Origin of the sequence: Bacillus sp. JJ1122, from assembly GCF_036964885.1 — a bacterium.
Lineage (GTDB): Bacteria > Bacillota > Bacilli > Bacillales > Cytobacillaceae > Mesobacillus.
The window spans coordinates 1-1,048 of record NZ_JBALQL010000055.1; the positions used below are offsets into that span (position 1 = coordinate 1).

At 48.6% G+C, this 1,048-nt stretch carries 9 tRNA genes; all 9 read left to right on the forward strand.

Annotated elements, in window-relative coordinates:
* Nucleotides 1-32: 32 nt before the first annotated feature.
* Nucleotides 33-108, forward strand: a tRNA-Val gene (locus V7201_RS22960).
* A 17-nt stretch (nt 109-125) separates the two neighbouring features.
* Nucleotides 126-201: transfer RNA gene (locus V7201_RS22965), tRNA-Thr, on the forward strand.
* 98 nt (nt 202-299) lie between these two features.
* A tRNA-Lys gene (locus V7201_RS22970) sits at nt 300-375 on the forward strand.
* 14 nt (nt 376-389) lie between these two features.
* A tRNA-Leu gene (locus V7201_RS22975) sits at nt 390-474 on the forward strand.
* A 25-nt stretch (nt 475-499) separates the two neighbouring features.
* Nucleotides 500-574, forward strand: a tRNA-Gly gene (locus V7201_RS22980).
* A 10-nt stretch (nt 575-584) separates the two neighbouring features.
* A tRNA-Leu gene (locus V7201_RS22985) sits at nt 585-673 on the forward strand.
* A gap of 23 nt (nt 674-696) precedes the next feature.
* Nucleotides 697-773, forward strand: a tRNA-Arg gene (locus V7201_RS22990).
* 17 nt (nt 774-790) lie between these two features.
* A tRNA-Pro gene (locus V7201_RS22995) sits at nt 791-867 on the forward strand.
* A gap of 18 nt (nt 868-885) precedes the next feature.
* Nucleotides 886-961: transfer RNA gene (locus V7201_RS23000), tRNA-Ala, on the forward strand.
* The last annotated feature ends 87 nt before the right edge of the window (nt 962-1,048 follow it).

The window sequence follows — 1,048 nt, forward strand, 5'->3', positions numbered from 1 at the left end:
GGACGCCGCCGGGCTGTTTGATACAATTTAATGGAGGATTAGCTCAGCTGGGAGAGCATCTGCCTTACAAGCAGAGGGTCGGCGGTTCGATCCCGTCATCCTCCACCATTATATTTTCAAACCACGCCGGTGTAGCTCAATTGGTAGAGCAACTGACTTGTAATCAGTAGGTTGGGGGTTCAAGTCCTCTCGCCGGCACCATGTTTCTTGCTTCGTGGATTTAGCTTCTGCGGAAACATGCGAGAAATCCCGTAAGGGATTTTGAGCATCAACTGGTTAGAAACACTAACTTCATGTACGAGCCATTAGCTCAGTCGGTAGAGCATCTGACTTTTAATCAGAGGGTCGAAGGTTCGAGTCCTTCATGGCTCACCATTTCAATTTTATATGCGGGTGTGGCGGAATTGGCAGACGCACCAGACTTAGGATCTGGCGCCGCAAGGCGTGGGGGTTCGACTCCCTTCACCCGCACCATTTTATTTTAAAAAAAATCATATATGCGGAAGTAGTTCAGTGGTAGAATACAACCTTGCCAAGGTTGGGGTCGCGGGTTCGAATCCCGTCTTCCGCTCCAAAAGTTTTTAGCCGGGGTGGCGGAACTGGCAGACGCACAGGACTTAAAATCCTGCGGTAGGTGACTACCGTACCGGTTCGATTCCGGTCCTCGGCACCACTTATTCATTAATAAATTATAATGCGCCCGTAGCTCAATTGGATAGAGCGTCTGACTACGGATCAGAAGGTTATGGGTTCGACTCCTTTCGGGCGCGCCATTATATTTTCTCTTTATCGGGGAGTAGCTCAGCTTGGTAGAGCACTTGGTTTGGGACCAAGGGGTCGCAGGTTCGAATCCTGTCTTCCCGACCATTTCTACTAATATTATATGGGGCCTTAGCTCAGCTGGGAGAGCGCCTGCCTTGCACGCAGGAGGTCAGCGGTTCGATCCCGCTAGGCTCCACCAAAAAAATATTATTGACCATATTAAACAATCATGTTAGTATATTAAAGTTGACTTGATGACTTGGTCAGTAACTTGTTCTTTGAAAAC